General features: G+C 63.3%; 22 protein-coding genes. 10 read left to right on the forward strand and 12 right to left on the reverse strand.

Features of this window, described 5'->3' with window-relative positions:
* The first annotated feature begins 116 nt into the window (after positions 1 to 116).
* The 4 genes from FM104_RS06950 to FM104_RS06965 all read left to right on the forward strand — a co-directional run bounded on the left by FM104_RS06950 (position 117) and on the right by FM104_RS06965 (position 3,449).
* Entirely contained in the window at positions 117 to 911 is a 795-nt protein-coding gene (locus FM104_RS06950) for an ABC transporter permease (RefSeq protein WP_256971551.1), read from the forward strand.
* Positions 911 to 1,660, forward strand: coding sequence for an ABC transporter ATP-binding protein (locus tag FM104_RS06955; RefSeq protein ID WP_256971552.1), 750 nt, complete (start codon positions 911 to 913; stop codon positions 1,658 to 1,660). The genes FM104_RS06950 and FM104_RS06955 overlap by 1 nt, the downstream gene beginning before the upstream one ends.
* A 71-nt stretch (positions 1,661 to 1,731) precedes the next feature.
* A complete protein-coding gene (locus FM104_RS06960) occupies positions 1,732 to 3,213 on the forward strand; it encodes a class I SAM-dependent methyltransferase (protein WP_179206708.1) in 1,482 nt (493 codons plus the stop codon).
* The gene (locus tag FM104_RS06965) at positions 3,210 to 3,449 is read left to right on the forward strand and encodes a DUF6752 domain-containing protein (protein WP_087130712.1); all 240 of its coding nucleotides are present in this window, start codon (positions 3,210 to 3,212) and stop codon (positions 3,447 to 3,449) included. The genes FM104_RS06960 and FM104_RS06965 overlap by 4 nt, the downstream gene beginning before the upstream one ends.
* 11 nt (positions 3,450 to 3,460) lie before the next feature.
* On the opposite strand, the gene FM104_RS06970 is transcribed toward FM104_RS06965, so the two are convergent.
* Genes FM104_RS06970 through FM104_RS07005 form a run of 8 tightly spaced genes read right to left on the reverse strand, consistent with a single transcriptional unit; the run spans position 3,461 to position 13,395 of the window.
* A complete protein-coding gene (locus FM104_RS06970) occupies positions 3,461 to 5,374 on the reverse strand; it encodes a glycosyltransferase family 2 protein (RefSeq protein WP_087130713.1) in 1,914 nt (637 codons plus the stop codon).
* On the reverse strand, positions 5,371 to 6,063 hold the full coding sequence (locus tag FM104_RS06975; RefSeq protein WP_087130714.1) for an IspD/TarI family cytidylyltransferase: 693 nt from the start codon (positions 6,061 to 6,063) through the stop codon (positions 5,371 to 5,373). Before FM104_RS06975 ends, FM104_RS06970 begins: the two co-directional genes overlap by 4 nt.
* Entirely contained in the window at positions 6,063 to 6,863 is an 801-nt protein-coding gene (locus tag FM104_RS06980) for an NAD-dependent epimerase/dehydratase family protein (protein ID WP_179206709.1), read from the reverse strand. Before FM104_RS06980 ends, FM104_RS06975 begins: the two co-directional genes overlap by 1 nt.
* Before the next feature lies 1 nt (position 6,864).
* Positions 6,865 to 8,847, reverse strand: a complete 1,983-nt coding sequence (locus tag FM104_RS06985; RefSeq protein WP_087130716.1) for a DUF7657 domain-containing protein — start codon at positions 8,845 to 8,847, stop codon at positions 6,865 to 6,867.
* Complete coding sequence (locus FM104_RS06990) at positions 8,844 to 10,262, reverse strand: sugar nucleotide-binding protein (protein WP_087130717.1); 1,419 nt, start codon at positions 10,260 to 10,262, stop codon at positions 8,844 to 8,846. Before FM104_RS06990 ends, FM104_RS06985 begins: the two co-directional genes overlap by 4 nt.
* Positions 10,259 to 11,257, reverse strand: coding sequence for a dTDP-glucose 4,6-dehydratase (gene rfbB / locus FM104_RS06995; protein ID WP_087130718.1), 999 nt, complete (start codon positions 11,255 to 11,257; stop codon positions 10,259 to 10,261). The genes FM104_RS06990 and rfbB overlap by 4 nt, the downstream gene beginning before the upstream one ends.
* Positions 11,254 to 12,126, reverse strand: coding sequence for a glucose-1-phosphate thymidylyltransferase RfbA (rfbA, locus tag FM104_RS07000; RefSeq protein ID WP_087130719.1), 873 nt, complete (start codon positions 12,124 to 12,126; stop codon positions 11,254 to 11,256). Before rfbA ends, rfbB begins: the two co-directional genes overlap by 4 nt.
* A 36-nt stretch (positions 12,127 to 12,162) precedes the next feature.
* Positions 12,163 to 13,395: a hypothetical protein gene (locus FM104_RS07005; RefSeq protein ID WP_143738270.1), complete on the reverse strand. Its 1,233-nt coding sequence runs from the start codon at positions 13,393 to 13,395 to the stop codon at positions 12,163 to 12,165.
* A 140-nt stretch (positions 13,396 to 13,535) separates the two neighbouring features.
* Here FM104_RS07005 and FM104_RS07010 point away from each other — a divergent pair, with 140 nt between their 5' ends.
* Genes FM104_RS07010 through FM104_RS07020 form a run of 3 tightly spaced genes read left to right on the forward strand, consistent with a single transcriptional unit; the run spans position 13,536 to position 16,619 of the window.
* Entirely contained in the window at positions 13,536 to 15,491 is a 1,956-nt protein-coding gene (locus FM104_RS07010; RefSeq protein WP_143738272.1) for a DUF6541 family protein, read from the forward strand.
* A gap of 19 nt (positions 15,492 to 15,510) precedes the next feature.
* Positions 15,511 to 16,242 carry a glycosyltransferase family 2 protein gene (locus FM104_RS07015; RefSeq protein ID WP_087130722.1) on the forward strand — a complete coding sequence of 244 codons (732 nt, stop codon included), beginning with the start codon at positions 15,511 to 15,513 and terminating at the stop codon, positions 16,240 to 16,242.
* Positions 16,239 to 16,619, forward strand: a complete 381-nt coding sequence (locus tag FM104_RS07020; RefSeq protein WP_087130723.1) for a DUF2304 domain-containing protein — start codon at positions 16,239 to 16,241, stop codon at positions 16,617 to 16,619. Before FM104_RS07015 ends, FM104_RS07020 begins: the two co-directional genes overlap by 4 nt.
* A gap of 10 nt (positions 16,620 to 16,629) precedes the next feature.
* Here FM104_RS07020 and FM104_RS07025 read toward each other — a convergent pair whose 3' ends face one another.
* Positions 16,630 to 17,520, reverse strand: a complete 891-nt coding sequence (locus FM104_RS07025; protein WP_087131177.1) for a glycosyltransferase family 2 protein — start codon at positions 17,518 to 17,520, stop codon at positions 16,630 to 16,632.
* Positions 17,521 to 17,573: 53 nt separating this feature from the next.
* On the opposite strand from FM104_RS07025, the gene glf reads away from it, so the two are divergent.
* From glf to FM104_RS07040, 3 genes are read left to right on the forward strand one after another with little or no spacing between them, the layout of a single operon-like run.
* Complete coding sequence (gene glf / locus FM104_RS07030; RefSeq protein WP_087130724.1) at positions 17,574 to 18,722, forward strand: UDP-galactopyranose mutase; 1,149 nt, start codon at positions 17,574 to 17,576, stop codon at positions 18,720 to 18,722.
* A gap of 7 nt (positions 18,723 to 18,729) precedes the next feature.
* Positions 18,730 to 19,548, forward strand: a complete 819-nt coding sequence (locus FM104_RS07035) for an ABC transporter permease (RefSeq protein WP_087130725.1) — start codon at positions 18,730 to 18,732, stop codon at positions 19,546 to 19,548.
* Positions 19,548 to 20,282, forward strand: a complete 735-nt coding sequence (locus FM104_RS07040; protein ID WP_087130726.1) for an ABC transporter ATP-binding protein — start codon at positions 19,548 to 19,550, stop codon at positions 20,280 to 20,282. Before FM104_RS07035 ends, FM104_RS07040 begins: the two co-directional genes overlap by 1 nt.
* 2 nt (positions 20,283 to 20,284) lie before the next feature.
* On the opposite strand, the gene FM104_RS07045 is transcribed toward FM104_RS07040, so the two are convergent.
* The 3 genes from FM104_RS07045 to FM104_RS07055 are packed head-to-tail and all read right to left on the reverse strand — an operon-like array spanning position 20,285 to position 23,723.
* Positions 20,285 to 20,860, reverse strand: coding sequence for a hypothetical protein (locus FM104_RS07045; RefSeq protein WP_087130727.1), 576 nt, complete (start codon positions 20,858 to 20,860; stop codon positions 20,285 to 20,287).
* On the reverse strand, positions 20,857 to 21,816 hold the full coding sequence (locus tag FM104_RS07050) for a glycosyltransferase (protein ID WP_087130728.1): 960 nt from the start codon (positions 21,814 to 21,816) through the stop codon (positions 20,857 to 20,859). Before FM104_RS07050 ends, FM104_RS07045 begins: the two co-directional genes overlap by 4 nt.
* Positions 21,813 to 23,723 (reverse strand): glycosyltransferase, encoded by a 1,911-nt coding sequence (locus FM104_RS07055; RefSeq protein WP_087130729.1) that lies wholly within the window; start codon positions 23,721 to 23,723, stop codon positions 21,813 to 21,815. The genes FM104_RS07050 and FM104_RS07055 overlap by 4 nt, the downstream gene beginning before the upstream one ends.
* Positions 23,724 to 23,803: the final 80 nt, after the last annotated feature.

The raw sequence follows: 23,803 nt of genomic DNA on the forward strand, positions 1-23,803 counted from the left end.
CACACTTGAATAGAAGGGCGGATAAGTTGACGTTTGGTGCGCCCATCGATCTGAGCGGATTCGAGGTCCCCGGTAGAGGCCGAGGCCTGCTCGACGTTTTCACCCGCGGATACCTGTTGCGCCTTCTCATTCGCAAGGGAACCGCCACCCGATACCGCAACTCGCTTCTCGGGTGGATATGGTCCTACGTCAAGCCGGCGGCCCAGTTCGTCATCTATTACTTCGTGATGGGCGTCATCATGAACCAGAACAGGGGAATCGAGAACTTCCCGATCTACCTGTTCGCTGGCGTCGTCGCCGTCAACCTGTTCAACGAGGCATTCGGCAATGCGACGTCGTCGATCGTGGACAATCGTGCCCTCGTCAAGAAGATCTATCTTCCGCGGGAGCTGTTCCCGATCGCGTCGATCATCATCGCGTTCGTGCACTTCCTCCCGCAGGTGGCGATTCTGCTCATCGTCTGCCTGGTCGTCGGCTGGCAGCCGACGATGATGGGCCTCGCAGGGGTCGTTCTCGGCATCGTGATCATCCAGATCTTCTCGCTCGGTCTCGGCCTGTTTTTTGGGGCGATGAACGTCCGGTTCCGCGATGCACAGAACTTCGTCGAATTGATCCGCATGTTCTCCACCTGGACCTCTCCGGTGCTCTATCCTTGGATTCTCGTGCAGGGCGCTCTCTCCAACCACGATTGGTTGTTCACTCTTTACACCTGGAACCCACTGACGGTCGCGGTGGAGCTGTTCCATCAGGGCTTCTGGGCTCCCACAACCGGAACGGGGGACACCACGGACAGCATCATGCCCGACTTCGGCGTCGCTCTGCTGGCTGCCCTGGTGCTCTGTGCGGCCATGCTCGTGATTGGGCAGACGACGTTCCGCCGCTTCGAACGATCTTTTGCGCAGGACCTGTGATGTCGCCTCATATCCCTCAAATGGTCGCTCACCCGAGCATCGTGGTGAGCCATGTCTCCAAGCGCTTCCTGAAGCGCAACACTCACTCGTTCAAAGAAGCCTTCGTCGGCTGGATTCGCGGCAAGAAGGTCCGGGCCGACAGGTTCAGCGCGCTGGAGGACCTGAGTTTCCAGGTGGGACAGGGTGAGGCCGTCGCCGTGATGGGCTTGAACGGCTCGGGTAAGTCGACCACGCTGAAGCTCATTTCGGGTGTGCTCGAACCCGACGACGGCAACGTGTACACGCGGGGACGAGTCGCCGGACTCATCGAGGTCGGTGCAGGATTCCACCCGGAGCTTTCGGGGCGCGAGAACGTCTATCTCAATGCCGCGATACTCGGAATGTCGAAGGACGAGATCGACAGTCGCTTCGACGAGATCGTGGAGTTCTCCGAGATCGGCGAGTTCATCGATCAAGAGGTGAAGCACTACTCGTCCGGTATGTTCATGCGTCTGGCGTTCTCCGTGGCCATCCACGTCGAGCTCGATATCTTGCTGGTCGACGAGGTGCTGTCGGTGGGAGACGCACCGTTCCGTGCGAAATGCGCGGCGAGGATCAAGGAACTGTCCGCCGAGGGGGTCACGATGCTGGTCGTCAGCCACAGCACGAGTATGGTCAAGGAGATGTGCGAGCGCGGAATCGTCCTGAAGAAGGGCACGAAGATCTTCGATGGGCCGATCGACGAAGCGGTAGAGGTTCTGGGCGTCTGATGCAGGTCGACAAGCAACGCATAATCTTGGATCCGTTCACGATCCAGGACGCAGACGTCGTGGATGTCCGGATGGACGGACATCGCGTCTGGTCCGCGCGGGTGCCTTACGCGGAGGACGGCGTCATCGCCCTGGACTGGCCGAAAGCACTGCGCTCGAGGCTCTCAGGCGCCACCTCACTCACGATCGCGGATTCGGCCACGGGGCGCGAACTGGATGCACGCGAGATCCGGTTCGGTCGTTCGCGGCAGCGGCTGGAGCTCACGGACGCCCGCGGACGCTGGCTGGCGATGACCAAGTGGAATCGTCTCGGGCCGGTTCTCGAAGGACGCGATGAGGAGATCGGTCGCCAGCTTCTCGAAAGCGCCCGCCGGCTCGTCGACGACCTGCAGGCGGGCGACTACGAGGTCTATATCGTCGGGGGCACGCTGTTGGGGATCGTCCGCGACGGCGGACTGATGCCGCACGACGATGATGTCGACCTCGCCTTCTACTGCCGGGCCGAGAATCCGATCGACGTCGGCCTGACGTCCTACAAGATGGAGCGTTCGCTTCAGCGGCGCGGCTACACCGTCGTTCGCCACAGCCTGGCGCACCTCGAGATCGAGTTCTTCAACGACGCCGGGGAACCGGATCACTACGTCGACATCTTCACGGGATTCTTCCACGAAGGTCTGTACTGCCAGCCGTTCGCGCTCCGCGGGCCGGAGGTGTCCGAGTCGGATCTGGTTCCCGTCCGTCCGTACACGGTCGATGGCATCGAACTTCCAGGGCCCGCTGTCCCCGAAGCGTGGCTCGGATACGCCTATGGAGAAGGCTGGCGAGTACCGGATCCGACGTTCAAGTTCGAGACACCGCGCCCGACCCGCCGACGTTTCGAGGCGTGGTTCGGCGTGTTCAACAGCGGGCGCGTCTACTGGGACAAGTCGTATCTGGAGAACGAGGACTCGCGCGGGTTCGGTGATGCGCGGCGACCCATCAGGATGTTCCTTCGGAATGTGCCGCCCGACGCTCGCATTCTGGACCTGGGCTGCGGCGACGGTCGCTGGTCGGTGGAGCTCGCAAAGTCCGGACACAGCGTCACCGCGGTGGACTATAGCCACGAAGCGCTACGCCTCGCTCGAGCACACGATGACGAAGGCCTCGTGGACTTCCGCTATCTGAACGTCAACGACTCCGCTTCGCTTCTCGAGTTCGGAGCACGGATGCTCGGCACCGGCGATGAGTGGTTTGTGTTCGCCCACCACTCCGTGCAGGCGCTGCCCAAGGCGGGCCGCCGAGGACTCTACCGTTTCCTCGAATTGGTTCTTCGCGGGCAGGGCTTTGCCGAGATCATCAGCGACTCGACTTTTTCGAAACACTATGAGCACGGTCGCCCCTCCACATGGCATCTGCCGACGGAATGGCTCGAGGACGAGATTCAGGACTGCAGCCTGGCGCTGAACACTCTTCGCCAGGGCTGGCGTATCGACACAGGTCAGGTTCGAAGGGTGGAGACGGTGCGAATCGCCGCCGGTGGTCGCTCTACATCGAACCGGAGGGAGAACTCATGAGGGAGCATCTGAGGAGACTGGCGCGTAAGGTCGCCCCCGGGGCGTACGCCGCGCTAGTGAAGGTCAATAAGCTGGATCTCGACGCGATCGAGGCCGGTTCGTCCGCCGACCTGGTTCTCAAGGTGGCGGAGCTCGAAAGGCAGATCTTCGAGCTCCGTCAGGAGAACCGACGGGTGGCGGAGCTGTACGACCTGGTCTTCGCCAGGCTGCAGGAGGACAACCCTCTCAAGGCATGAGGTCGCGCGGCTCAGCCGTGGCGTCGACCCGTGTGAGACGTTCTGCCGAAACTGCGTAGCCCGTACACCCCACGTGAACCCGGAACGCGTTCTCCGAGGCGGATGCGCATGCTCGCACGCGGTGCGGCCTCGAACTCGAGAAAGCCACGGCCGGACTCGACGTGGAGCACCGCGTCGATTGTGCGCCACCCGCTGCGATCGGTCGTGTGGGCGTTGCGCGGGCGGCGGAGCAGAGAACCGAGCAACGCAGCGGCACGGTGGACTGTGCTTCGCGGGTCGATATCGACCCTGGTGCTGATCCGGGTGTCGACATCCGCGGTTAGGCCCGACAGTTCGATCCGAAGCGTCGTTCCGTCGCGCGTCGGCGCACCGACAGGCTGCAGCAGTCGGACCAGGGTGGACTCGGTCTGATCGAAGTCGAGGATGACGACGCCATCCTGGCGTGCGTACACGGCCATGGCGCCGTCTGCGTCGACATGCACTGCGGGGCGCAACGTCTGCGAGCGAGCCAGCCGATACTGGGACGAACCGGGAAGTGCGCAACGTGCGCCGAGCTCCCACACGGAACGCTCCAGAGGCTGTCCCATCGCGGCGGAAACAGGGTCGACGGTCGCGTGACCCCGCACACCCCAATCGACACCAGTCTTGGCGAGCCATGGGACGCTCTCCGAAGGGACCGCCCACGCCACCTTCGTCCTCACCGATCGAACGAGGAGACTGAGGCTCGAGGCGCGGATCTCATCCGTCATGTCGAGTAGATGGCTTCCAACCACGTCGCCGTAGCGGGGATCGATGTCCCTGAACAAGCGATCGCCTTGACGTCGAAGTCGATAACTGTTTCCGTTCGCGTCTGTCCAGTCGGCCATCGTCTTCAGCCGAAAGGCGCCCTGCTCCCACTTCACCTCGGTGATCCGAGGGCGACCAGGGATGTTCGGATCGTCGACAGTCAGGCGTTCCAAGAGGTGCCGATAACCCCGCCTCAAGAGAATCGCCCGCATTCGCCCACTGGTGCTGAGGGCCTGATCGTAACGTTCGGGGAAGTGCAGCGCCTGGATCCTCCGGGCGCGTTCGAAGATCATCTTCTTCTCGTCGGGAGCCCGCAGTGCATAGCGGTTATTGAAGGTATCGATAAGACGTGAACGGTATTGATGCTCCATCAGTACCGTTCTCTGGGCGAGGAGATGGTCGGAGGTGAGATCGCCCTCGATGGCGACGACCATCTCCTCGAGCCAGCGCCACCATTCCGTCTGCGACCTAAGGAACGACGTCGAGCCGCTTCCTTTCGTGGTGCACCAGTGGTAGTACGGGGTGCCCGCCATTGTCGAGATGACTTCGGCGTACTTGGCGACCAGCACGTTGAAGAAGACATCCTCCCAGAGCACGCGGCCACCCTCGCGGAACCTGATTCCGTGTTGATTGAGGAACTCCCTGCGGTACAGCTTGTGGGGGTTGGTGGGAGAAAGGCAAAACTGTTCGGTGCGGTCGAGCGTCTGCGGCATGTCCATCGGGTACGAGTCGAGAGCCCAGCCGATGTCCGTCGTCCTGGCTTCCTTGCCGTTCAGCGCATCGGCACCATGGGCCTTCGCGAACGCGTAGGCGTCACGGAGTGCGTTCGGGTACAGCTCGTCGTCGTGGTCCATGTAGGCCACGTACTCGCCGAGCGCCAGATCGGTGCCCACGTTGCGAGGTCGGCACGGCCAGCCGGAGTTCTCGATCCGCTCCAGGCGGACGTTCGTCCGATCCGCCTGGATGCGGAGCAGCCGGTCCCAGGTCTCGTCCGGTGAGCCGTCATCCACGAAGATCACCTCCCAGTCCGCAGCAGGAAGCGATTGCGCATCCAAGGATGCGACCAGGCGATCGAGACCACCGCCCGACTTGTAGGTTGCGACGACGACGCTGACCTTGAGCGTTGAGGGCCCGGTCATGTCCGGTCGTTCTCCTCGATGATCAGACGCGCAGTCCCGAGATCCTGAGGAGTGGTGATCTTGATGTTGTTGACGTGCCCGGGCAGAATGCGGGCCCGGGTACTGGTGTACTCATGAACCAGGTCGGCATCATCGCTGACCCGCTGGTACCGATCGGCTACGGCGGACTCGTAGGAGGCGCGAAGCAGATCACGCCGAAACGCTTGAGGCGTCTGCCCCAACCAGGAATGCTCACGATCGAGGGACCCCTGAATGAACCCCTCGTCATCGACCAGTTTCACCTGAACAGTGCTGGGCATGCCGAGCATGGCCGAGCCGTGGTCGATCGCCGAATCGATCACCTTCATGATGAGGTCTTCCGTGACGAAGGGGCGCACGCCATCGTGCACGACGACGATATCGCCCGTGGTCGCCTCCAGACCGTTCATCGCACTGATGTGACGCTCCGCGCCGCCAGGAACAAGCGACACCGGGAGTGCAGCATCATCGATGAGTATGCGCCGGTAGACCTCTTCGTTCTCACTGCTGATGGTTACGATCAGCTCGTCGACCGCCGGCACGAGCATCGCCCTCACCGTACGCTCCAGGATGGTGATTCCGCCGAGTTCGACGAGCAGTTTATTGCTGCCGAACCGCGTTCCCTTTCCCGAGCACGTGACGATGGCGGAGACTTTGTGGTCACGGTACATCAGCGAGTCCCTTCGTCGATTGTGCGCATACCCTGGACGAACCGACTCAGTTGCGCGATCTCCGAGTCCCTGCTGCACAGGTACTCGCCTTCGCCGCCGAATAGTGTCGAGTGCCTGGTGGTCATGTTCCGCGTGTACTGCTGCGCGAAAGGCGATTCTGGTTCAGCGGGAATCTGGCCGGAGAGGTCGAGACCGAACACCTCACGGGCGAGTTCAGCATTGGTGATGGGAGGCGTCGCGACATTCAGGGATTCCAGTCCGGAAGTCAGCGCCGTACTCACATCTCGCCACAGGTTTCGCACGTCGTAATGCTGGTAAGCCGTCTGAGGGCGGATGTACTCGACGCGGTATTCGTTCGCCAGATCGTAGACGACGCCCTTGCGCAGTCTGGATCCGTAGAGTTGAGGCAGGCGGACCACCAGCGTGTCGAACGCCGCTTGCATACGGCGTTCCTGGTGGAGACGGTTCGCTCCGTATGGCGTCAGACCGGAAGCGCTTAGCGGCATCTTCTCATCGGGTGCGCCACCCGCGGGATATACGCAGACCGTGGATATCAGCACGAGCTTGCGGACCCGGGCCTTCTCGACGAGATCGATCAGGGCGTCGATCTCGGCGAGATCGTCAGAGCCATGGTTGTTGATCCGGAATGAATCGGCACGACTGGCTGCAACGACGACGAGGTCGTACTCGCGGCCGACGATGTCCTGGACGTTCGAGGTGTTGTAGAGATCGTCGAACCCCTTGGCGTCGAGAAGGTTCGATCCGACGAAACCTGTGTGGCCGAGTAGCGCGGTGGACATCTCAGTCCTCTCCTGTGAACTCATATGCATGCACGGCTCCATCCTTCCACGAGATCATCGCGACTTCGTGAAGGCACGGTTGCATGAGGCTCTGCTTGGACAGAATCGTGGTCAAATCCGGGTACGCATCACGGAGACTGCACGGATTCGCATCAATCGTGATCACGTTGTATCCGTTGCTGGTGATGTCGATGCCGGGCGCATCGCGCCAGGTGGCGCGGATGCGGCTTCCGCCGCGGTTCCAGGCGTTCTCGGCCGAGCCGGACGGATCCAGGCGCAGCCACTCGGAGCGGACCGGGCCGGACAGCTGCTGCCCCGTGAGCGATGGCATCCCGTTGGCGAGCATCATGGCATCCATGGCGCGGAAGTCGCTGGCCCACACAGAACCGTCGGCTCTCGCGTCGGCAGCGGCCGCAGAGATGTATTCAGCCGGCGCCGAGTCGCGATACGAGCCGACTCCGGTGGAGACGGCGACGGCACCGGCGACCTGGACGAAAGCAAGTGCGGCGACCACGGCGCTGGCCCACATGCTGCGGGGCCAGCGCAAGGCGATGTATACCGCGAGTGCGGTGCCGACTCCTGCCGCCCAGACCCAAAGCGTGGACATGTCGGGGACGGCCAGCCGCTGAAGCAGCGAGGACGCATACAGCGTCACCGTTCCTGCGACGACGGCTGTCACCACGATGCGACAGTTCGAGAGCTGCAGCTCGGGGATCGCCAGGCAGATCGCGAGCACACCGATGATCCCGACGACTTGGGCAGCCCGGAGTGACGGAACCTGCGCGAAGACCGGGAGGCCGGCGCTTAGATCGCCGAACGACAGCACAGACCAGGAGAGCCAGATGAGCCCCCAGACGAGAAGCAGGCTCACCGGAAGCCATCCGCGCCAGGAGCGCCCGGTGAGGTGCGGCCAGATGCGGGTGATCAGCAGCGCGAGCACGACGAAAGATATCGCCCAGGACATGGCGAGCTCGCTGTGGTTGCCGATTCCCGTCAGCGCCTTCCACTGCGGAGAGATCTCGCCGTTTGAGGCTGCGTGGGATGCAGAAGCGCCGAACATCGCCTCGAAAGGCGTGGGACTGGACGGAGTCCTGCGATCACCCGGATAGATCGTCCCGGAAAGAGCCGAGACGCCTCTGCTGACGTCGAGGAACGCGCCTAAAGCGAGGCCGAGCGTTGCGGCTCCGACTGATCCCGCGTATCCCCAGCGGACAGCGACCCGAGTGCTTCGGTCGAGCAGAATCCTGAGTACGCTGACGACGAGCAGCGGAAATCCCAGGATGAGGGACCAGATCAGGTAAGCGGACGGCATGCTGGCCAGGAGGGTGGCGGACAGGACGCCGAAAGGCACGGTTCTGAGGATCTGGCCATTACGAACACGACGGAAGCCGGCCAGAAGGAGAGTACACCCCGCGAGGGTGAAGCCCATGATATTCACCGGCTGAAGGGACCACCACGCGACCGACGGCGACGTGGCAATGATGAGTCCGGCCAGCCAGCCTGCCCGGCTGCTGAAGCCCAGCTGGCGGAACCAGATGGGCAGAGCCCAGAGGAACAGGAACGTCGGCAGCCACCAGTGCAGGCTGAACAGGAGCGGTTCGGGCAGGAACCCGGCGAGGCGGAGAATCGTGCCGTCGAGGAAGACGATGGAGCCGAATACTCCACCCTCGCTGTACCGCATGGCGAGGCCGGCCTGCTCGGCGAGCGGCGAGAGTGATGGCAGCCCATGCGTTGCCATGATCGACATGTAGAGAGGGCTGCCGGACAGGTATTCATCCCATCGGATCTCCTGAGGAGTGCCGAAGAGCACACCCGCACGACCGCCGACGGTCGGCTGCAGATACTCCTGCGTGATGTTTGCCGTCGTCGTGCCGGTCAGCACCAGCACGATGAACAGGAACAGCAGCAGGACGCGCGCCCATCGATCGTCATCGCGCAACCAGTGCAGGAACCGATCAGAGCGGATGCTCCGTGCGGCCCTCATCCAGAGTTCTCAAGGTAGACGGACAGCGCAGCCGATCCACCCGGTGAGTAGCCGGTTTCTTCGATCTTGCTGAGATCCAGCGTACTGTTCCGCGGCCGCACCGCGATCGGGCCTGACGCGCTCGAGTAGTAGGCAGCTGTACTCACGGGGCTGACGCGCGCGGGGTCGTGTCCGGTGGCCTCGAACACCGCCTCAGCGATGTCCGCCCAGCTGACGGTGTCACCACCGCTGGTCAAGTTGTACGTGCCGTACGGAGCGTCGGCATCAAGGAGATGGCGGATGCCGCGCGCGAGGTCCGCAGTGAAGGTGAGACGCCCGAACTGGTCATCCACGACCTTCGGATCGATGCCGCGTTCGGCGAGGGACACCATCGTCCGCACGAAGTTGTCGCCGTCGCCGATCACCCAGGACGTGCGGACGATGTAGTGTCGCGGTGCGGTCGCGACAGCGAGGTCGCCGGCCGCCTTCGACTGGCCGTAGACGCCGAGCGGGGTCATAGGGTCATCCTCGCGGTAGGGGCGCTCAGACGATCCGTCGAAGACGTAGTCGCTGGAGACATGGACGAGGATGATGCGGTTCTCTGCGGCGATGCGAGCCAACGATGCGGGTGCGGCTGCGTTCGCGGCCCAGGCCGACAACCGTCCTTCGGCCGTCTCAGCCTCATCGACGGAGGTATGTGCTGCGGCGTTGATGATGACGCCGTAGTCGCGCCATCTGCGGGCGGACTCCAGGCCACGTGCGGTGACGTCGAGGTCCGCGCGACTCATGTATTCGATGTGTCCTGCATCTCCGAACTCCGCGCGCAGCGACCGGCCGAGCTGACCGTTCGCACCCAGAACGAGGATTTTGCGGGGTGCGATGGGAGCCACGGACGCGAGGCGGGGATGATCCCTGTCCTTGTTCGAGATCTCGACCTGATCGAGCGGGATCGGCCATTCGATCTCCACGGTCTCGTCAGCAAGATTGAGGAATGCGTAGTCGGTGCCTTCCGCAGCCCAGTGATCGTTGACGAGGTAGACGTATGCCGTGTCCGCTTCAAGCGTCTGGTAAGCGTTCCCGACGCCTCGCGGCACGAAGATCGCGCGTGAGGGATCGATCTCGGTGGTGAACACCGTGCCGAATGTCGGACCCTCGCGCAGATCCACCCAGGCACCGAAGATGCAGCCGGTCGCGACCGAGACATACTTGTCCCACGGCTCGGCGTGGATGCCGCGCGTGGTTCCCATAGCATCGTTGAACGAGATGTTGTTCTGCACTGGCCCGAAGTCCGGCAGCCCGGCGGCGACCATCTTCTCGCGTTGCCAGTTCTCCTTGAACCAGCCCCGCCTGTCGCCATGGACGGGAAGATCGATCACCGTGAGCCCGGGGATCGTCGTCGGCGCGGAGCTGAGGGTCTTGCCGAAGTCGATGCTCATTGCCTCTTCTCCGCATAGAAGGCTTCGGTGGCCTCCTTGGCTGGTGCCCACCAGTTCTCGTTCTCCCTATACCACTCGATGGTTGCGCGCAGCCCTGCTTCGAAGTCGCCGTACTGCGGCATCCAGCGGAGCTCTTCGCGGAGCTTGGTGGAGTCGATGGCATAGCGCAGATCGTGTCCCGGTCGGTCCGTCACGTGATCGTACGCATCGGCTGGTTCGCCCATTAGCGTGAGGATGAGCTCGATGACGGACCTGTTGTCCTTCTCGCCGTCGGCGCCAATTAGGTAGGTCTCACCGAGGCGTCCCTTCTCGAGGATCGTCAGCACAGCAGAGGAGTGATCATCCGCGTGAATCCAGTCCCGGACATTGTGACCGGCTCCGTACAGCTTCGGGCGGACGCCGCGGAGCACGTTCGTGATCTGGCGTGGGATGAACTTCTCGACATGTTGGTACGGGCCATAGTTGTTCGAGCAGTTCGAGATCGTGGCTCTCACCCCGAACGAGCGCACCCACGCGCGCACCAGCAGATCGGAGCTCGCTTTGGTTGAGGAGTACGGCGAAGACGGGTTGTACGCTGTCTGCTCGGTGAAGCGCTGCGGATCATCGAGTTCCAAGTCCCCGTACACCTCATCCGTGGAGATGTGGTGGAACCGCGTATTGTGCCGCCGGACGGCCTCCAGCAGTGTGTAAGTTCCGATGATGTTCGTGTCGAGGAAAGGACGCGGATCGTGCAGGGAGTTGTCGTTGTGCGACTCCGCTGCGTAGTGCACGACCGCGTCTGAGTCGGCCACAAGTGAGTCTACCAAGGCGGAATCCGCGATGTCACCCTCGATGAATTCGACCCGATCCTCGGGAAGCCCCGCCAGGGACTCACGATTGCCGGCGTAGGTGAGCTTGTCCAGGACGGTCGCTGTGTGATCCGTGCGAGCGATCACGTGGTGCACGAAATTCGAGCCGATGAATCCGGCGCCGCCTGTGATCAGCAGATGGGTCATGAGCGTCCTCGCTTCAACAGGTCGAGCAGATAGGAGCCGTACCCAGATTTGACCAGTGTGTTGGCGCGTTCCCGAAGCTCATCGTCGTTCAAGAACCCCTTGCGCCACGCGACCTCTTCCGGCACCCCGATCTTCATGCCCGTGCGTCGCTCCATCGTGCGGACGTACTCCGCGGCATCGAGCATCTGATCGAAAGTGCCGGTGTCCAGCCAGGCGGTGCCCCGGGGCAGCACCTCCACCTGCAGCCTTCCACGCTCCAGGTATGCCCGGTTTACATCTGTGATCTCGAGCTCACCTCTCTCGCTCGGTTCCAGAGTCTTGGCGATCTCGACCACGTCGTTGTCATAGAAATACAGTCCGGGCACCGCGTAATTGCTGCGCGGCTGCTGCGGCTTCTCCTCGAGCGACACTGCAGCGCCGCCGACATCGAACTCGACGACTCCGTATGCGGACGGCTCCGCGACCCAGTATGCGAATACAGCGCCGCCATCCACCTCTGCGTAGCGCTCGAGCTGCGTTCCCAGCCCCGGGCCGTAAAGGAGATTGTCCCCGAGCACCAGAGCCACGCTGTCGGCTCCGATGAAATCAGCACCGATCGTGAACGCCTGAGCCAGTCCGTCCGGCGACGGCTGCTGAGCGAACGACAGAGAGATGCCGAACTGCGAGCCGTCGCCGAGGAGCCGTTCAAAGTGCTCTGCATCGTGAGGTGTTGTGATCACCAGCACCTCACGCACGCCTGCGAGCATCAGAGTCGACAGTGGGTAGTACACCATCGGCTTATCGAACACCGGGACCAGCTGCTTCGACACACCGAGTGTGATCGGATGCAGACGAGTCCCTGAACCTCCCGCAAGAATAATGCCCTTCACAAGAGAATCCTCTCATGCGGGGCGCGGAAAGCCGATTCACGCGGTGCCAGTGCGGCGCAGCAAAGACACCAGATGCACCGAGATGCCCGCTATCGCAGGGACGACTATGGCGATGCTCACCTTCAGCAGGATTTCGAGCGGAAACAACAGACACAGCATCGTCAGCGCCGCGGCGACGGCCCAGCCGATGAGGTTCGCGGTATGCCGTCTCGCGGCGATGAGTGCGGGACCACTGATGCACATGATGGCCACGAGGCCGCCACTGAGCACGATGATCGCCATCATCCCGGGCGAGACCTCGAACCTGCCCGCGGAGACCAGCTGGATGATCCAAGGGCCGATGAGGGAAGCGAGCCCGGCGAGGACGACGATCCCCACGAGCGCGAGCAGCAGCAGGCGCACCACGATCCTCGGAGCGGGGTGCGGGCGACCGCGGAAGATCGCCGAGATGAGAAAGCTCTGCAGGGCGATCACCGGGACCACGATCGGGGCGCGCGTGAGTGTGATCGCGAGTATCACTGCGCCCAGCACTGCCTCTGCCGAGGATCCCTTCGTCAGGCCGATGAGCAGAGGGAGCCCACTGATCATCGCACCCATACACGCCGCAGCCGCGACAGTCCGCAGGATGTTTCCGACCAGCTCCATGAACGAGACATCGAGGATGTGGCCGCCGGTGATGCGGCTCCTCACGATCAGCCACACCGCCGCGGGGGCCAGCACGAAGGGAAAGCTGATCACGAGCGCGAGCACCTCGATCGGCATCTGGAAAGCGAATGCGAGCGTCAACGCCGCGGCGCGGAGAGTCGCATCGAGGATCACCAGTGCGGCCACCTGGCGCCAAAGCGCGAGGCCGTAAAGGACCCCGGTGAGCACCGTGGTAATGAGGTATCCAACCAGTGCGATCCCCACTGCGCCGGACAGGGCCATAAGATCACCGGGTACGACCGAGAGCGCGAGTCCCGCCCCGGTGAGCAGTCCGATCAGGACTGCGACAATCCCAGCCCCCCATGTGAATGACCGTAGTGGCGAATCGACGATGCGCTCGAGCGCGGGATGTACGGCGCGACTGATCTCCTGCTGTACGCCGGACATCGCGGAGCCGCACAGATACACGGCAGACCACAGGACGGAGAACGCGATATACGTGCCGCGGTCCACGAGCAGCGCGGGAGCGAGCACCTGCACGGCATAACCGAGTATCCCTGCGACAGCGGTCGCCAGCACTACCCATCCGAGACCGCCGCGTACACCCTGTGCGGGAGGCGTCATCGGCTGTTCCGACCGACGGCGGATGGCCATCGCCAGACACGGCACTGTCGATCAGTGATGTGTGAGGCTGTGGCAAGGCCGAGCATGCATCCATCGTTTCACATCGTTCGGACTGTCAGCCGTCGCGCCCTATCCTTGGCGTGGCAACGTCGAAGGGATGCGCCTACATGGAATTGATCGGCCTGGTCTGCCCAGCCCTTGCGCTCGTCGGCTGCTACGCCGGACTCGGGCTTCCGCTCGCCATGCTGATCGGGCTGAGAGGGCTCTGGGCCGCCGCTCTCACACCGCTGCTGGCCACATCGGTGATCGGCATCTCCGCCACTGTCGCGGGTTGGGTCGGGTTCCGCTGGTCCTTGCTGCCACCCGTCATCGTCGCCCTGATCATCGCCGCCGGAATCGTCGTCGTCAGAGGCCTGAGCGGCTCCCGAGGCACGGTCTGCTTTCCCGCGCGCCACAGATGGTGGACGTGGGGAGTCGCAGCCGTGGCGGGGATCGTCCTCGCTGTCGCCGCAGGCAGCGTAATCGGACGCCCGGAGGCGCTTTCGCAGACGTTCGATAACATCTTCCACCTGAACGCCATCCGGTACGCGCTGGACACCGGGGATGTCTCGCCATTGGCGATCGGCCGGATGACCAGCTTCGAAGCGACGCCGCAGTTCTACCCCACGGGATGGCACTCGACCGCAGCCCTCGTAGTCCAACTGTCCGGATCCAGCATCCTCGCTGCAGTGAACGCGCAGACCATCATCATCGCAGCGGTGATCTGGCCTCTTGGAGCGATCCTGCTCTCACGCGTGCTGATAGGGACCACTCCAGCCGTGATCGTCGCTGCGGGAGTCGTGGCGGTGTCCGTGCCGGCGTTCCCTCTGCTGATGATGGACTACGGGGTTCTCTATCCATACCAGCTCGCGCTGGCACTGCTGCCGGCGACGCTTGCGGTGACGGCCTGTCTGCTCGGCATCGGAGACCGCGGATCGGTGACACCAGGCTACTGGGGGCTGCTGCTCGTCGGAGCCCTTCCAGGAATCGTCATCGCGCACCCGGGTGGCTTCGTGGGTTGGATGGCGTTGTCCTTGCCGATGGTGCTGGCATTCGCAGCCGAGCTGTGGCGACGAGCCCCTGGGCGAGGGATCCGAGCGTGGATAGTGGCGATGCTGCTCGCGTACGCCATCCTCGGCATCCTGCTGCTGCGTGTTCTGCGCCCGCCGCTGTCCACGCGAGGCTGGCCCACGGTGACCGATTTGCCGACGGCGGCGATGCGAGCCCTGATGGTCCAGGTGGGCTATCCGTCCGCAGCCTGGCTCGTCGGTCTGTCCGTGTTGATCGGCCTCGCCTGGGTGCTGCGCGAACAGTCGTCGAGAGGGTTCGTCGTGGCAGGCATCTGGCTGGTGGGGGCGACATTGTTTGTCGTCGTGTCGGCGGTCATCTGGCAGACGCTGCGAGATGCGCTCACGGGCAGCTGGTACAACAACTGGCCGCGGTTGGCCTCCCTGTTCGTCATCGCTCTCGTTCCGCTCGCGGCGCTCGGAATCGCACGCACGGCTGAGGCGGTGCACACGATATTGAGGCGGATGGCCGTTCCTGCTTACGGTCGCTTCGCGGTCGGCGTTCTCGCGACGGTGCTCGCGGTGCCTGCGTTCGCTTCTCAGGCGCTGCCCGATGCGGAACAGCAGGCAGCCGAGTCATTCGCCTTGGGGGCTGACTCCCCTCTGCTGAGCGTGGACGAGCTGACGCTCCTGAAACGGCTCGACAAGCACGTGCCCACAGGTGCTGTAGTGGCGGGCAACCCCTACACGGGCACAAGTCTCGCATTCGCGATCGCGAACCGCAGGGTGCTCATGCCGCATGTACTCATGGAGAGTGCGCCGGATGTGGATGTGATCAACGAGAACCTCGATGACGCCGCACGCGTGCCGCAGGTGTGTGAAGCCGTCGATCGCCTGGGCGTCGGTTACGTGCTCGATTTCGGGGAGCGCGAGGTGCATGGCGGGAGTCATCCGCTGCCGGGACTGCAGGGGCTCTCAGGCTCAACGGCCGTACGTCTCGTCGACAGCGAGGGCTATGCGAGACTGTATGAGGTGGTTGCGTGCGGTTGACGAAACGGAGAGGGACCTGATGACGGCGATGGACGATCGGGTTCTGGTTCTGGTTCCGGCGTGGAACGAGGAACACAACGTCGGCAAGACCGTCCGTGAGATCTACGCCGCATCAGCTCAATACGACGTCGTCGTCATCGACGACGGCTCGACCGACGACACCGGCAGTGTCGCGCGCCAAGCCGGGGCGACGGTGCTCGGGCTTCCTTTCAACCTCGGAGTGGGCGGAGCCATGCGCGCGGGATTCACCTACGCTCAGCGACACGGATATCGCCGGGTCATTCAGGTGGACGCCGATGGGCAGCACGACCCGGAAGACATCGCGAACGTGCTCGCCGGTCTCGACCACGCCGACATCTCCATCGGCGCGCGCTTTGCCGACACCGGCACCTACAGTGTGCGCGGGCCGCGCAGGTGGGCGATGGTCGTATTGGCGCGCGTGGTCTCTCGGATCTCCAAGGCGCGTCTCACGGATGTCACCAGCGGCTTTCGGGCGGCGAACACCCGGGCGATAGATCAGTATGTGCGTTACTATCCGGCCGAGTATCTCGGCGACACCCTGGACTCGCTGGTGACAGCCGTTCATGCCGGCCTCACGGTCACGCAGATCCCTGTCGCGATGCGGCCCCGGCAACATGGACGGCCTAGTCAGGGCGCGTTCGGTGCGACGGTGTATCTGATGCGCAGCGTGTTCGCGCTGGGTCTCGCGATCCTGCGCCGTCCGCGAAGCAGAGAGGAAGCCTCCGCATGATCGTCGTGCTCGGCGTGATTGGGGCGCTCAGCATCCTCACGATCGTCACCTGGATGCTTCTCACCCGACGACTCCGCGAGAAATACGCGGTGCTCTGGATCGCTGTTGCGCTCGCTGTAATCATCGTCGGGATCTTCCCCGATCTGCTCCTGAGGCTCACGGAGTTGCTGGGCGTGCAGCTACCCTCGAATCTCCTCTTCGCGATGGCGATTCTGCTCCTCTTGGGAGTCGCTCTTCATCTGTCCTGGGAGCTTAGCTCCGCTGAGGACGAGGTTCGTCGTCTCGCAGAGGAGACTGCCATCGCTTATACGAACGTGGAGCAGCTCGAGGATCGCGTCTCCGCCCTCGAGGATCAGTACCGCGCCGCGGGCGACTGAATCCGGAGATTCACCCGCCGAAGATATGGCGCAGAGCGGAGCGCCGTCCTGCCTGTGTACCGCGCCGCAACACGGCGGGCAGTTGCGTGAAGGCGTGAAGTCGGGCGAAGACCCTGATCCTCGCCGCCCGCGCGGCTTTGCGCCAACCGGCCTCTCGCGACCGTGTCGCAGCTTCGTCAAAGAATCTTCGATCGTCGGCGAACCTCGATCCGTCCAGCAGAGACCTCTGCGAGGCGCTCGCTCCATGGCGTCGATACGAGAAGACCGTCTCCGGCATCGCGACCAAGGAGCCGCCGTCGAACACTATGTCGAGAATGATCGCGAGATCCAGGATGACCGGAAGATCGTCCCGGAAATCGTGTCGGCGTATTGCGGCAGTCCGGAACACCAGGGACGGCCAATACAGCCAATTGCCGCGTAAAAGACTCGACGCGAGGGCCTCGCCTTGCAGGACGACGTCTCCGTGAGTCGCCTTCGGACGCAGGATACGCTGCTTTACCCAGTCGACCGGGGGCTCGCTCGGCTGTCCTTCTCCGTCGACGACGACGACACCGGGTTGAAAGATATCGGCGTCGGGGTGCCGCTCGATCCGAGCGTGGACTGCGCGAACGTAGCCCGGGTGCAGTAGGTCGTCGCTACCGAGGACTACGAGGTACTCGGCTTCAGCAGCCTCCACGCTCGCCCGGAAGTTCTCGACTATCCCCAGATTGCGTTCGTTGCGTCGATACTGCACACGGGAATCCTGCACGGCTTCGAACCACGGGGCGACCGAGTCGTCGGGGTATCCGTCATCCAGGACCAACAGCCGCCAGTCGGGGTCGTCTTGGCGGAGCACGGAGGTCACGGTCTCGAACAGAAGTCGAGGCTCGCCCCAGAACGGCAGCATAATGTCGATGGTCACTGCACCAAGCATACGAATCCGGCGTGCGCCGCGCACGCCGATAGGATTAAGCCATGGATCTTCTCGTAGTCGGATCGGGTTTCTTCGGCCTCACCGTCGCTGAGCGTGCGGCAGCAGCCGGACGCAAGGTGATCGTCATCGACCGTCGCCCGCACATCGGCGGCAACGCCTACAGCGAAGCGGAGCCTGAGACCGGGATCGAGGTGCACCGCTACGGTGCGCACCTGTTCCACACGTCCAACCCGACGGTGTGGGAGTACGTGAACCGCTTCACGACCTTCACTAGTTACGTGCACCGGGTCTACACGCACCACAAGGACGTCGTGTACCCGATGCCGGTGAACCTCGGCACGATCAACCAGTTCTTTCAGGCGGCCTACTCGCCGAGCGAGGCGCGCGCGCTCATCAAGGAGCAGGCGGGCGAGTTCGACGTGAAGACCGCGCAGAACTTCGAGGAGAAGGGCATCGCCCTGGTGGGGCGCCCGCTGTTCGAGGCGTTCTTCCGCGACTACACGGCCAAGCAGTGGCAGACCGACCCGCACAAGCTCTCCGGCGATATCGTCAGCCGCCTTCCGGTGCGCTACACATACGACAACCGGTACTTCAACGACACGTGGGAGGGTCTGCCGACCGAGGGCTACACGGCATGGCTGGAGCGGATGGCCGATCACCCGAACATCGATGTGAAGCTCGGCGTCGACTACTTCGACGAGTCGCAGCCGCTCAACAGGCGGGCCACCGTCGGACAGCTTCCGATCGTCTACACCGGTCCCGTCGACCGCTACTTCGACTATGCAGAGGGCGCACTCAGTTGGCGCACCCTCGACTTCGAGCAGGAGGTGCTGAATACCAGCGACTTCCAGGGCACCAGCGTCATGAACTACCCCGATCTGGACGCGCCTTTCACCCGCATCCACGAGTTCAAGCACTTCCATCCCGAACGCAAGGAGATCTTCGCTCAGGATAAGACCGTCATCATGCGGGAATTCTCGCGCTTCGCGAACCGAGACGACGAACCCTACTACCCGGTGAACACCTCGGCCGACCGCGACGGTCTGCTGGCCTACCGCGAGCTCGCCAAGGGCGAGCAGGACGTGCACTTCGGTGGGCGCTTGGGCACTTACCAGTACCTCGACATGCACATGGCCATCGGCTCCGCGCTGTCGATGTGGCGCAACGACCTCGCCGTCCAAGACGACTGACGCACGGATGAGCAGGTCTTCAGTCGGAGCCCCTGGCACGCCACAGCGCTACGCACATTCCTTATGGCTGCTCTCGGCCCGCGATCTGAAGGTGCGCTACTCCACGAGCGTGCTCGGCTACTTGTGGTCGGTGCTCGACCCACTCGTGATGAGTGCGATTTACTGGTTCGTCTTCACCCGTGTGTTTCAACGCGATGTCGGCGAGGACCCATACATCATCTTTCTGATCAGCGGCCTGCTGCCATGGGTGTGGTTCAACTCCTGCGTTTCCGACTTCACGAAAGCCTTCAAACGTGACTCCAGACTGGTCCGCTCCACCGCGATTCCGCGGTCCATCTGGGTAACTCGCATTGTGCTGAGCAAAGGGATTGAGTTCCTGTTCTCGCTGCCGGTGCTCGCCATATTCGTCATCATCAACATGTTGGTCGAGACGGATACTGCCCAGCACGCGCACATCGGGTGGGGAATTCTTTGGTTGCCGGTGGCAGTTGTGCTGCAGACGATTCTGCTGGTCGGCCTGGGGCTGCTCGTCGCTCCGCTGTGCGCACTGTACGCCGACCTCGAGCGCACCACGGGACTCATCCTGCGTGCGCTGTTCTACGCCACGCCGATCATCTACAACGTCTCGAATCTGCCCGGCGTGTTCGAGACGCTCGGCGCCTTCAACCCGCTTGCGGGAATCTTCACCCTGTACCGGATGGCGTTCTTTCCCGACCAGTGGCACGCCTTGACGGTCGTCATCAGCGTTGTCATGAGCCTGCTTATTCTGGGGTTGGGAGCTTGGGTCTTCCGGAAGCTCGAACGTCCTGTCCTTAAGGAGCTGTGATGTCGGCTGCCATCGAGGTGAACGGACTAGGGGTGCACTTCCGCCGCAATCGGCGTGGACGCCGAAGCTTCAAGGATCTGTTCGCCGGGGCATCCCGACGGTCGCGTCCGGAGGAGTTCTGGATCCTGAGGAACGTGAGTTTCTCGGTGCAGCCTGGAGAGTCAATTGGCGTCGTCGGACGGAACGGTCAGGGAAAGTCGACGCTGCTCCGGCTGGTCGCAGGAGTTCTGCTCGCCGACGAGGGCGATGTCGAGGTGCACGGAGGGGTGGCGCCGCTCATCGAGCTGACCGGCGGCTTCGTCGGTGACCTCACTGTGCGCGAGAACGTTAAGATGACCGCCGGTCTGCACGGGATGTCCCGGGCCGAGGTTGCCAGACGCTACGACGACATCATCGCCTTCGCCGAACTCGCCGGGTTCGAGGACACGCCCTACAAACACCTCTCCAACGGCATGAAAGTACGGCTAGCGTTCTCGGTCGTGTCGCAGCTCGACGAGCCCATCCTGCTCGTCGACGAGGTGCTTGCCGTCGGCGACAAGGCCTTCCGCGAGAAGTGCTATAAGCGAATCGACGAGCTGCTCGCCGAGGGGCGCACTCTGTTCTTCGTCAGCCACAACGAGCGCGACTTGCGTCGATTCTGTACTCGTGGCCTCTATCTCGACAGAGGTTCCCTCGTGCTCGATGCGAGCATCACGGAAGTTCTCGATCGTTACAACACCGACTACAACAGCTAGGTTCAGAGTCCGGCGACGGCTCGGAGCGCTTCGACGCTGGCGCGAGCGGAAACCATGGCGTCCGCTGAATCGGCGCCGCTCGATACAGCGGTTCGCAGAACTTCCAGGTGCTGCGAGTAAGCGGTCAGGTGATCTTGCCAGTCCGTGCCGATCGACGCGGGAACTTGGGCGTCCGCCAACCTTTGTGCGTCACCGCGCAGTGAATCGACGATCGAGGCAGCCTCCTCGGGGCCCGAATCGGTGAGAAAACTGAGTCCAGTCAGGGCATCGTCGAGCCAAGGTCGCACCTGCTCGCGGAATCCCGACAGATCGGGCTCCGGGGGAGTGGGTGGTGTCTCGACAGGAGCAGGCTCCGGTGTCATCGGTGGCGTCGACGATGCCGATGGGATCGCGGTAGGCGTCGCGCTGGTTGTCGTAGTGGGGTCCGCGCTCGGCGCGCCTGGACGCAGGAACAGCCAAAATGCGACAGTTGCGATCAGGACGGCCACGACGGCAAGTCCGACGATCAGCCAAACGCGGCCGCGCCTGGGCTTCTCATCCGAGTACGCCCAGACGTACTCGGGCTGTGGATCGGTCATTTTGCCTCCAATGCCGGCATCGGCCGCCAGCTGTTGTCGCGCCCGATCCTTCCACCGTCGCGGAGGCCTCGGATCAGGTTACTGGTGCCGCGTAGGGTGCGCTCGACGAAGACCAGCCGGATGAGTTCCTTGAAGAAGGTGGCTGTGGTCCCGAGTCCGAACAGCACCGGATTGTATGTGTCGTGCACGCGATAGTAGTGCTTGATGAACGCGCGATTGCGCATGATGTAGTACCGGTACGCATTGCTGGAGGCGTTCATGTGCCGGATCCCCATGTCCCACTGTCTGATTTCGCGGGTGCGGCGCAGCACGAACTCATCGACGATCACCGCTGTGGTCAATCGCGAGGCCAGCCAGCCGTACATCTGGTCATCCCAGTAGATGAAGAACCGCGGGTCTGGCAGCCCGATCTGCTGCACGATCGAACGGTGGATGAACATGCCCTCGAAGCATCCGCTGTTCATCTCCCGGTAACCGGAAGCATCGAACTTCGACGGCGCGAACGGGATCGGGATGGCCATCCGATCGGCAATGCGGTACTGCCAATAGAATTCACTGCCGTCGTAGTCGTAGCGGCGTCCCTGGATGCTCTTGAAGCGGCGCGACCAGTGGCCCATCCGGGCGAGTCCGTCCGGGAGCACTTCGACGTCGTCATCCATCATCCAAATCCACTCGGCACCCAGATCGTATGCCGTGCGCATCCCCTCGCTGAATCCCCCCGATCCGCCGGTGTTGGTCGCGAGACGCCGATACACGATCTCGGTGCCGATGTCCGCTCGGAATGACTCGACGACCTCTGTGGTGTCGTCGGCAGAGGCGTTGTCGATGATCACGACCCGTCCGGGCTTCGGGTCCATTGAGCGGATACTGGTGAGCAGCCCGCTCAGCAGGTGCGAGCGGTTGAAAGTGACGATGACGATCGTCGCGGACGCGGGATCGAACTCAGCGGGGGTCATGCCTGCTCCTCGAAGGTCTTCTGCCAGGAGGCGTCCGAGACGAGGTCCGGAAGCGCCGCGCGGTACTGACTCCGTAGCGTGGGCCAGTTGCGCCGCAGGCGCCGATGCAGCAGGAACGAGTCGCGCAGCATCCGGCGGTATTGTGCGCGGTCCCGAGTGTAGACGTTCTTGCCGGACCCGTCAGCCGCGCTGACCAGTGCGCTGTCGAAAGAGGGGATGCGCCACCACTGCGCGTCGCTCTTGCCGAACTCGACCTCCGGACGCTCGACGTTCTCAGGGGCGGGGGAGTGCAGCCAATGCAACAGCAGTGTGCGAACAGTGAAGAGGCGCAGGCGCAGTCCGGTCGGGCTGTCGAGCTGGTGCGATTTCAGTGGCGGAAAGACCTGTCGTCCGCGCCGTGAGTGCAGCACTGTGCTCGGGTCGCGGTGCACCACGGTCTCGGCGAATGCTGCTGCGAGTGTGCGAGCTTCCGGCATCGCCGTGGCGAGGTTCCTGCGCATGTGCTCGGGCCCCGAGAGGACATCCCGCAGGGCTTTCGCGCGCAGGGCGACGGGGTAGTACTGCATCATCATCAGATGCTTGAGATCCACGCGCAGGCTGTGCTTGAGCAACCGTCCGCCCTGCGGTGCGTTCGAATGCAGCAGTGCCGCCACGATGCGGTTGCGGGCGTGGAAGTACGCCTGCCAGTCGATGGTGTCGTCCTTGTTCACCCAGGAGACGTGCCAGAGGGCGACTCCGGGCAGCGACACGGTCGAGAACCCCGCTTCGCCGGCGCGCAGACAGAACTCCGCATCATCCCACTTGATGAACGCGGGAAGGGACAGGCCCACTTTCCGGATGGCGTCGAGAGGAATCAGACACATCCACCAGCCGTTGTAGTCGGCGTCCATGCGCATGTGCAGCAGGGGGGACTGGCGCAGATTCGCAACGCCGAAATCGTGCGGCATTTTCTCCTGGTACAGGTTGCGCCACATGAACGGAACCTCGTCCACGACCTCGGCCCAGCCGTGCAGCTTGGGGCGATCGAGCAGATCGAACATGTGGCCGCCGACGAGCACCGGAGTCGTCGCGTACCGCGCGAAGACGATCGAGCGGCGCAACGACTCCGGCTCGAGGCGCACATCATCGTCGAGCAGTTGCACGAAGTCGCTCTCCGAGCGCTGGAGCGCTTCGTGCATCGAACGGGCAAAGCCACCGGAACCGCCGAGATTCGGCTGACGGATCACCTGTAGCGTGTCTCCGAGTTCCGCCGCAACCAGGTCGTACCCGTCCTGGTCCGCGACGAGCTGCGTTCCCTGATCGACAAGGAAGATGCGGTCCACGAACTCCAGAGCGTCCGGCGAGTTCGCCAAGGCGCGCAGCGTGTCGATGCAGTAGTCGGGCTTGTTGTAGGTCGTGATGCCCAGAGAGGCTTTGCCGTCGCGCGCGGGCTCCTGCTCGGTCGTCCACTCCGCGCCTTCCAGGATGACGTGCTTCTCATCGGCGACAACGTCGAACCAGATCCATCCTCCGTCGCTGTACTCGGTCAGCGAGAGGTTGAATGAGGTGCTGGTGTCGCCGCTCACCTCACGGGTGTCGATCCGCTGGCGCACGCCGGCGCCATTTGAACGGTAGATCAAGACGGTAGCCGGGCCGCTGGTGTGCACCGTCAGGGTGATCTGGCGGACGCTCGTCCAGTGTTGCCAGTACGAGGCGGGGAAGGCATTGAAATATGTCCCCAGTGACACGCGTCGTCCCGACACGACGCGCGCGCGATTGCGGCCGAGTATATTGCCCAGGTGGGCACGATTGGAAACCCGCACCGGCTCCTCATCGATTACCGACCAGGTCTCCGGGGCGGCATACAGCGGGAGCAGATCGGGGTCTCGATCGAGCGGAAAGACGACGTTCTGCAGCACGTGGGTCACGAGGTGACAGCATACCGGTGACTACCTTGGGAACGTCGCAAAGCGAGTGCGTGGTGCCGCATATCCGTTTGCAGGGTCGG

It is taken from the genome of Microbacterium esteraromaticum (assembly GCF_900163815.1).
Classification (GTDB): domain Bacteria; phylum Actinomycetota; class Actinomycetes; order Actinomycetales; family Microbacteriaceae; genus Microbacterium; species Microbacterium esteraromaticum_B.

Bases quoted from the DNA above. Each gene is read 5' to 3' on its own strand.
- FM104_RS07005 (WP_143738270.1), bottom strand. From the start codon at position 13,395: ATGACGCCTCCCGCACAGGGTGTACGCGGCGGTCTCGGATGGGTAGTG.
- FM104_RS07050 (WP_087130728.1), bottom strand. From the start codon at position 21,816: ATGACCCCCGCTGAGTTCGATCCCGCGTCCGCGACGATCGTCATCGTC.
- FM104_RS07015 (WP_087130722.1), top strand. From the start codon at position 15,511: ATGACGGCGATGGACGATCGGGTTCTGGTTCTGGTTCCGGCGTGGAAC.
- FM104_RS06970 (WP_087130713.1), bottom strand. From the start codon at position 5,374: ATGACCGGGCCCTCAACGCTCAAGGTCAGCGTCGTCGTCGCAACCTAC.
- FM104_RS06975 (WP_087130714.1), bottom strand. From the start codon at position 6,063: ATGTACCGTGACCACAAAGTCTCCGCCATCGTCACGTGCTCGGGAAAG.
- FM104_RS07040 (WP_087130726.1), top strand. From the start codon at position 19,548: ATGTCGGCTGCCATCGAGGTGAACGGACTAGGGGTGCACTTCCGCCGC.
- glf (WP_087130724.1), top strand. From the start codon at position 17,574: ATGGATCTTCTCGTAGTCGGATCGGGTTTCTTCGGCCTCACCGTCGCT.
- rfbB (WP_087130718.1), bottom strand. From the start codon at position 11,257: ATGACCCATCTGCTGATCACAGGCGGCGCCGGATTCATCGGCTCGAAT.
- FM104_RS06955 (WP_256971552.1), top strand. From the start codon at position 911: ATGTCGCCTCATATCCCTCAAATGGTCGCTCACCCGAGCATCGTGGTG.
- FM104_RS06990 (WP_087130717.1), bottom strand. From the start codon at position 10,262: ATGAGCATCGACTTCGGCAAGACCCTCAGCTCCGCGCCGACGACGATC.
- FM104_RS06985 (WP_087130716.1), bottom strand. From the start codon at position 8,847: ATGAGGGCCGCACGGAGCATCCGCTCTGATCGGTTCCTGCACTGGTTG.
- FM104_RS07045 (WP_087130727.1), bottom strand. From the start codon at position 20,860: ATGACCGATCCACAGCCCGAGTACGTCTGGGCGTACTCGGATGAGAAG.
- FM104_RS06965 (WP_087130712.1), top strand. From the start codon at position 3,210: ATGAGGGAGCATCTGAGGAGACTGGCGCGTAAGGTCGCCCCCGGGGCG.
- FM104_RS07035 (WP_087130725.1), top strand. From the start codon at position 18,730: ATGAGCAGGTCTTCAGTCGGAGCCCCTGGCACGCCACAGCGCTACGCA.
- FM104_RS07020 (WP_087130723.1), top strand. From the start codon at position 16,239: ATGATCGTCGTGCTCGGCGTGATTGGGGCGCTCAGCATCCTCACGATC.
- FM104_RS06980 (WP_179206709.1), bottom strand. From the start codon at position 6,863: ATGTCCACCGCGCTACTCGGCCACACAGGTTTCGTCGGATCGAACCTT.
- FM104_RS06960 (WP_179206708.1), top strand. From the start codon at position 1,732: ATGGACGGACATCGCGTCTGGTCCGCGCGGGTGCCTTACGCGGAGGAC.